The sequence below is a fragment of the Lutibacter sp. genome (genome assembly GCF_041555395.1).
Lineage (GTDB): Bacteria > Bacteroidota > Bacteroidia > Flavobacteriales > Flavobacteriaceae > Lutibacter.
On the sequence record NZ_JBFFKM010000080.1, the window covers coordinates 1 to 7,561 of the forward strand.

The following is a 7,561-nucleotide window of genomic DNA, read 5'->3' on the forward strand; positions in this document are numbered from 1 at the left end:
AAAAATAAAATTTAAACAGATGAAACGAGCTTTACAAATTTCGATACATAAAGGAATGATTAATGGCGAACAGCATCTGTTCCCGCTAAAAAATAAAATTTAAACAGATGAAAAAATTATTGATAGCGAGCAGTTCATCGGTACATGGAAAAGGATATTTAGAATATATTTTACCTGAACTGGCTGAATTTTTTAAAGGCGTTGGTGAAATTTTGTTTATCCCCTATGCCCGACCAGGAGGAATTACCCATGAAGAATACACCGAATCGGTAAAAAAGGGCTTTGATAAAATTAATATTCGCATAAAGGGAATTCACGAATTCAGCAATCCGATTGATGCTGTTAATCAGGCCAAAGGTATTTTTACCGGTGGAGGAAATACTTTTTTATTGGTAAAGCAATTGTACGATTTGAAATTAATTTCAACAATTAAAAATGTGGTAGAAAATGGAACGCCGTACTTTGGAACGAGCGCGGGAAGTAACATTTGCGGATTGACAATGCAAAACACCAATGATATGCCCATCATTTACCCGCCAAGTTTTGATACCTTTGGGTTTGTTAATTTTAATTTAAATTGTCATTATTTAGATCCTGATCCAAATTCAACTCATATGGGCGAAACTAGAGAGACGCGGATAAATGAATTTCATACACTTAATAAAACAGCGGTTTTGGGACTTAGGGAAGGAAGTTGGTTGCATGTGAAAGAAGGTCATGTCATTTTAAAAGGAACCATGAATGCACGTTTGTTTCAGCAAAATAAATCGGCGATTGAGTTGTCTCCAGAAACTGATTTGAGTTTTTTAACGTAAATTGAAAGCTGCCGCAATCAATTGGGCATCAGGCGATTTTTTTACAGTTTCGGAAAGTTGTTTATAGGTGTTGCTTATTCTAACCGTATCAATACTCGACGCCTTCAAATGGTCGCTTAAAATCATCGCGGCAACATAAGAATAGCTATTTTTTTGAATAAAATTAAAACTGAAATCGATGAATTCTGTTTCAATATTTTTTAATTCATTTCCTATTTCATTCAGTTTTTTCACATCATTTTCAAGACGGGCTTTTTGAAATTTTGGGAATAAATAATCTATTTTTTTAAATATATTTTTTGAAGCCAATTTGTATTCCTCCAGTTCAGCATTTAATTCAGAACCTTTTATAACTGGTTCGTTGGGTTGGCTGGGATCTAACAATATTTCAAAATTTGCATTCTCAATAATCAAAATAATCTCTGCCGACGAATTTTTGAAAGTTAAAGCAAAACGCTCTGGATAGTCAACCCTACCGGTAAAAACAAAGTTATTATTTTTAATGATGGTAGAATCAACTGGTTGTATTTCATTTTCAACTATTTTACTCAAATAAACCTTGTCCGATATAAACGTTTTCAAGGATCCATTTAAAACAAAACCATTATTTCTTAAGTCACTATCTTTTTTTAATTGACTCACTGGACTATTACAGCTAAAAATGATTAAGCTATAAAAGCAAGCGAATAGTATCTTTTTCAATGAAATTTCAGTTTAATAATTTACATACTCAACAATCTCAAGTCCATAACCTGTCATACCAATACGTTTTTTAACAGCCGGAGCATTTGATAAAACACGTAGTTTGCTAATTTCTAAGTCTTGCAAAATTTGGGCACCTATTCCAAAATCTTTATCATCTGGTTGAATTTTAGGCACTTTGTGTTCCACATTTTTTTGGGCTTCCCTTAATAAAGACAAACGATTTATGAGGTCAAAGGATTGATTTTCTTGACTGATAAATACAGCAGCTCCTTTTCCTTCATCATTAATCATTTTAAATATTTTGGAAAATTTGTCATCGGGTTTGGCAGTTAAAAGCCGAAGAATGTCATTATTGATTAATGATGAATTTACGCGCACTAATATTGGTTCATCTGGTTCCCAAGAACCTTTAGTCAAAGCAATATGAACCTGATTGTTTGTTGTTTGTTTATAAGCTTTTAATTGAAATTCGCCGAAACGTGTTTGAAGCGTGAAATTTTCAATTTTATAGATTAATGAATCATATTTCATTCGGTAAGCCACCAAATCTTCAATTGAAATAATTTTCAATTTAAACTTTTTAGCAACTTCCATTAATTGCGGCAAGCGAGCCATTGTTCCATCTTCATTTAAAATTTCTACTAAAATTCCTGCCGGCTGAAAGCCTGCCAAACGAGCTAAATCAATAGAAGCTTCTGTATGTCCGGTTCTTCGTAAAACACCACCTTCTTTAGCCCTTAATGGAAAAATATGTCCTGGTCTTCCAAAATCTTCCGGTTTTGAATCTTTTGAAGTTAATGCTTTTATTGTTTTTGCTCTATCATGTACAGAAATTCCAGTAGTGCAACCGCTTCCAATTAAATCAATTGAAACCGTGAATTGTGTATTGTGCAACACGGTATTTTTGTTTACCATTAAAGGCAACCCTAACTCTTCGCAACGACTTTCGGTTAAGGGAGCGCAAATTAAGCCTCTACCATGTTGGGCCATAAAATTAATCATTTCAGGTGTGACGCATTCAGCAGCGGCAATAAAATCACCTTCATTTTCCCTGTCCTTATCATCAACAACAATAATCATTTTGCCGTTTTTGATATCTTCTATAGCTTCTTGTATGGTGTTAAGTTTAATGGTACTTGTTGAAGTTTTCATTATTTAATTGAAATTTTTTCTGTTAATTTATTGAATATATTTTGGACTTTGTTAAAAAGGACATCAATATTAAAAATACCCATTCCTTTTGTTGCTCTTCGAGTGAGTAAGATGCCAAATGGTAAAAGTATTATCGTGGAAAGCCAGCTTCCCAAGAGCGCCGAAATGGCACTTTCTTCGGATAAGTTTCTGCCAAGTTGTGATATGAAAAAGTAAATGACAAATATCGTAATTGCCATAATCAGAGGCAATCCAAATCCGCCTTTTCTAATGATAGATCCCAATGGTGCACCTATAAAAAACAAAACGAAACAAGCTAAAGAAAAGGAAATTCTGTAACTAAATTCGAAATCATAAAGGTTAAGGATTTTTCTTTGGTCTTTAAATGATTTTATTTGATATTTATTCCGGTCAATTGTTCTGTTAATCTGTTGGATGGCTTGATTTAGTAACGTACTTTTGTTATTTAGATTGAAATTATCAAGTATTTCAGGGGCTAATTCTCTATTTAATATAGAATCAGAGTATTTATATAATTTTTTGGCATGGATGGCATTGTAAAAAATATCGGCCCTGTTTTCGATATAGGCATCATATTCAATCTTATTTTTTTTCGAGATGGAATCCAATTGAACAATGCTTAACATACCATGGTGTTCCTTCACTATTTCATCGTTCATGGAATTGTCATCACTAAAAGAAGAAATATCAATATTGATGGTATAGGTTTTAAATATGGCTTTAGAAGCCGGCATTTTCGCCCTGTCATCTGGCATCATCCCATTAGTGAGATGCTCTTCGTAGTAATTACCATTTTCAAGGGTAAGTGTCATATATTTACTTCCTTCTTCTGTAGATATAGTGCCTTTTTCGGCGGTAATCACTTTTATTTTTCCTTTTCCGGCATTTAAATCAGCTATCTGAACATTTTTTAATAAATTATCTTCTTCACCATATTTTTCGTCAAATTTTATGCTGAAACCAGGGATTTCGGTATTAAATGCTCCCGGTACCAGCGCCAAAGCTGGCTTTTTCTTTTTCATGTTCAAATACAAATTCTTCTGTTTCAGCGTTGCCCACGGATAAATATTGTTTAGAAATATGAAATTAAGTCCACTTAATAAAATGACTAAAATGATTAGCGGACGAATAACTCTTTTTAAAGAAATACCTGCGGATTTAATTGCGGCAAATTCATAATTTTCAGCCAAAGTGCCCAAAGCCATGATGGAAGACAATAAAATACCGATTGGTAATGCAGTCGGTGTAAGGATAAGTGCCAAATATCCCAAAAACTTTAAAATAAAAAAAATATCGATCCCTTTTCCTGCAATTTCATCAAATGCAAGCCATAAAGCCTGCATAACCAAAACAAAAAGAACCACAAAAAATGTGGCTAAAAAAGGTTGTAAAAAACTTTTTAAAATGTATTTGTCAAATATTTTCAACGCTATTATTTTGGTTCAGAGATGGTGTATTTTTTTAAATCTCTGTATTTTGCTCGGTCAAAGATAAAAAGGTTTTCTGATATAGGTTGATTTGTTTTGAATGTTCTAATATTTAATGTAGTAGTGGTCCCGTTTTTACCTATTTCAATAATATCGAAAATATGTTTTGTGTTTGCATCAATGCCGACCAAAACATTTTTAATTTCAGAGTTGCTGTCAATTGGCGTTAACATTACGTACTGTATTTTGACGCCTTTAATTGTTTTTAAAGCATCCATTTTGAAGGTATATCCGGTTTTGTAAAAGGAAAACATTTTAGAAGGAGTAAGGGTTTCTTCCTTTTTTTTAGATGGATTTTGAATGATGACTTCTTCATCTTCGTGAATAATCAGATAGAGTTTTTTTCCATCAAAAATTTGTTCTGATCCCATATAATTAAGGTTATATAAATCACCTTTTAAAGTAACGGTACCTCTTGTTTCCTGGTGTACATCAGCTTCTTTGTTGTCTAAGCTATGATTAAATTCAATATAAATATTTTTATAACCTCCAATTTTTTGGGCAACTTCATCCAATAAAGATTTTGCTTTAGCGGATTCCTGTCCAAAAGAAGTGATACATATTAGTAAAAATGTTGTTAAAAATGCTAATTTTTTCATTCGATTATAATGTGCTAGTGAAGATTATATTATTAATTGTCTGATTCGTAATCCAATAATTTGTTCAGTGCCATTTCATCAGGAATTAATACTTGTCGTGCTTTACTGCCTTCAAACGGGCCAACTATTCCTGCGGCTTCTAGCTGATCAATTAACCTGCCTGCTCTATTGTATCCTAATTTTAGTTTTCGTTGCAATAAAGAGGCTGAACCTTGTTGTGCATGAATGATTACCAATGCGGCATCCCTGAATAAATTGTCTCTTTCGCTGATATCTATATCAAGGTTTGTGCCAACTTCATCCCCGTTATATTCGGGTAACATGTAGGCATCTGCGTAGGCACGCTGCGAACCAATAAATTCTGTTATTTTTTCAACTTCAGGCGTATCAACAAAGGCACATTGCAATCGTATTAAATTATTTCCATCTGCATAAAGCATATCTCCCTTTCCAATTAACTGATCGGCTCCTGAACTGTCTAAAATGGTTCTGGAATCTATTTTTGAAGTTACCCTAAAAGCTGCTCTTGCTGGGAAATTTGCTTTAATGATCCCTGTAATTACGTTAACTGATGGGCGTTGCGTGGCAACAATTAAATGAATTCCAATGGCTCTCGCCAATTGAGCCAAACGTGCTATCGGTGTTTCAATTTCTTTACCGGCGGTCATAATTAAATCGGCAAATTCATCGATAATTAAAACAATATAAGGTAAATATTTATGCCCGTCATTTGGGTTTAACTTACGTAATTTAAATTTAGCATTGTATTCTTTTATGTTACGAACCATTGCAAGTTTCAATAAATCATATCGCATATCCATTTCCAGACATAAAGAATTAAGCGTGTTAATTACTTTGGTGGTATCGGTGATAATGGCTTCATCAGTATCTGGCAATTTCGCCAAATAATGTCGTTCAATTTTATTAAACAGGGTGAGTTCCACTTTTTTTGGATCAACCAAAACAAATTTTACTTCAGCCGGGTGTTTTTTGTATAACAACGAGGTTAAAACAGCATTTAAACCAACCGATTTTCCTTGGCCTGTTGCACCTGCCATTAATAAATGCGGCATTTTTGCCAGGTCAATAACAAGTGTTTCGTTTGAAATGGTCTTTCCCAATGCTATGGGTAATTCCATTTCCGAATTTTGGAATTTGGTTGAAGCAATAACAGATTTCATGGAGACCATGGTGGCTTTTTTATTAGGAACTTCAATTCCAATGGTGCCTTTTCCCGGAATTGGTGCAATAATTCTAATTCCTAGGGCCGAAAGTGATAAGGCAATATCATCTTCTAAATTTTTAATTTTTGAAATTCGAATACCGGCTTCGGGCACAATTTCATACAAAGTAACGGTCGGACCAACGGTCGCTTTTATGCGATCTATGCCAATTTTATAATTGTTTAACGTTTCAACAATTCTATTTTTGTTGGCTTCTAATTCTTCTTGATCTACAGAGATACTTTCATTATAATCTCTCAATAAATTTAAAGTTGGAAATTTATAATTACCCAATTCTAATGTGGGGTCAAATTCTCCAAAATCTTTCACCAATTTGTCTGACAAGTTTTCTTCGACACGATTTTCTTCCACAATTTTTTCGATAGCAATAGCAACATCTGCCTCTGATTTCAGATTTTCTTTAAAATCTGAATTATTTTCAAGATCAGAATCTTCCTCTGAATAATTTCCCGGAATGGTTGAGATAGGTTTTAAATTTTCAAGAGACAATTCAAGAGGTGATTTGAATTCTTCATTCTTTTTGTCCTCTGTATTTAAATTGTTTTGGTCAGTATTTACGATTGGTTCAACTTCAATTTGAGTTGCATCCTTAACTTTAATTAAGCGACTTTTAACCATCTCAGGTGTAAGTTTAAATCGAATAACCAAATAAGAAACCAATAAAAACAAAAGCGACAAAAACAGTCCGGTTTTGCCTAAAAATTGCTGGAGGTAATTGTTCAACTCAAAACCAACAACACCTGCCAGAATTGAATTATTTGGCAATAAAAAACCTAAAGTGATTGAAAGCCATAGCATTCCCAAAATTCCCCAACCCCAAAATTTTCTTATTCGTTTTAAACCACCCTTAAAAAAGACTAATAAACCGGTAAAAAATAAAAGTATAGGTAAATAAGCAGCGGCAATACCAAAGCCATCATAAATGAAAAAATGGCTTATACTTGCGCCAATTTTTCCCAATAGATTTTGTACGGTAACATTTTTGTCAGGAAAATTTGAAAGCTGGCTTTGATCTTCTTGCCCGTTTAATAAGTAGGAAATGAAAGAAGTTGCCAAAAACATGGCAAAAAGCATAATAAACAATCCTAAAATTGTTTGCGTTTGTCTATTCTCAAAAAATGATTTTATTCCTTGAAAACGAGGCTTTCGGGGAGTTTTAACGGTTGTTTTACTATTTTTGGCCATTCACTTGATTATCTCACAAAAATATAAAATTAATATGACTGAGGTTAAATTACGCTATAAATTTGGGTACATAAATAATTAAACCAATAATTATGGCAATTATTGCTGCAAAAAAAGCTGCCCCAGCTGAAATATCTTTAATACGGCCAATTTGTTTATGATATTCTGGATGAACAAAATCCGCCATCTTTTCAATAGCGGTATTTAATGATTCTGCTACCAAAATGAGTCCGATTGCCATAATTTGGAATAGCCATTCGGTAGCAGAAATTTGCATTAAAAACCCAATAAAGGTCATTATAATTGCAATGATGACTTGGGCTATAATACTGTGTTCAGAAGTAATTAAAATC

Annotated in this window: 7 protein-coding genes; 1 reads left to right on the top strand and 6 read right to left on the bottom strand. The window is 33.3% G+C overall.

What is annotated here, in order from left to right:
• Positions 1–107: 107 nt before the first annotated feature.
• Complete coding sequence (gene pepE / locus ABY285_RS11720) at positions 108–815, top strand: dipeptidase PepE (RefSeq protein ID WP_372770271.1); 708 nt, start codon at positions 108–110, stop codon at positions 813–815.
• On the opposite strand, the gene ABY285_RS11725 is transcribed toward pepE, so the two are convergent.
• The 6 genes from ABY285_RS11725 to ABY285_RS11750 all read right to left on the bottom strand — a co-directional run.
• On the bottom strand, positions 807–1,457 hold the full coding sequence (locus tag ABY285_RS11725; RefSeq protein WP_372770273.1) for a DUF4369 domain-containing protein: 651 nt from the start codon (positions 1,455–1,457) through the stop codon (positions 807–809). The two genes, pepE and ABY285_RS11725, sit on opposite strands and share 9 nt — an antisense overlap.
• A 72-nt stretch (positions 1,458–1,529) precedes the next feature.
• The gene (gene ribB, locus ABY285_RS11730; protein ID WP_372770275.1) at positions 1,530–2,672 is read right to left on the bottom strand and encodes a 3,4-dihydroxy-2-butanone-4-phosphate synthase; all 1,143 of its coding nucleotides are present in this window, start codon (positions 2,670–2,672) and stop codon (positions 1,530–1,532) included.
• Positions 2,672–4,120, bottom strand: coding sequence for an LptF/LptG family permease (locus ABY285_RS11735; RefSeq protein WP_372770278.1), 1,449 nt, complete (start codon positions 4,118–4,120; stop codon positions 2,672–2,674). The genes ribB and ABY285_RS11735 overlap by 1 nt, the downstream gene beginning before the upstream one ends.
• Before the next feature lie 5 nt (positions 4,121–4,125).
• Positions 4,126–4,779: an outer membrane lipoprotein carrier protein LolA gene (locus ABY285_RS11740; RefSeq protein WP_372770280.1), complete on the bottom strand. Its 654-nt coding sequence runs from the start codon at positions 4,777–4,779 to the stop codon at positions 4,126–4,128.
• A gap of 32 nt (positions 4,780–4,811) precedes the next feature.
• The gene (locus ABY285_RS11745; protein WP_372770282.1) at positions 4,812–7,208 is read right to left on the bottom strand and encodes a DNA translocase FtsK; all 2,397 of its coding nucleotides are present in this window, start codon (positions 7,206–7,208) and stop codon (positions 4,812–4,814) included.
• Between the two features lie 49 nt (positions 7,209–7,257).
• Positions 7,258–7,561 (bottom strand): diacylglycerol kinase family protein (locus tag ABY285_RS11750; RefSeq protein ID WP_372770284.1); only part of this gene is annotated, 304 nt, incomplete at its 5' end.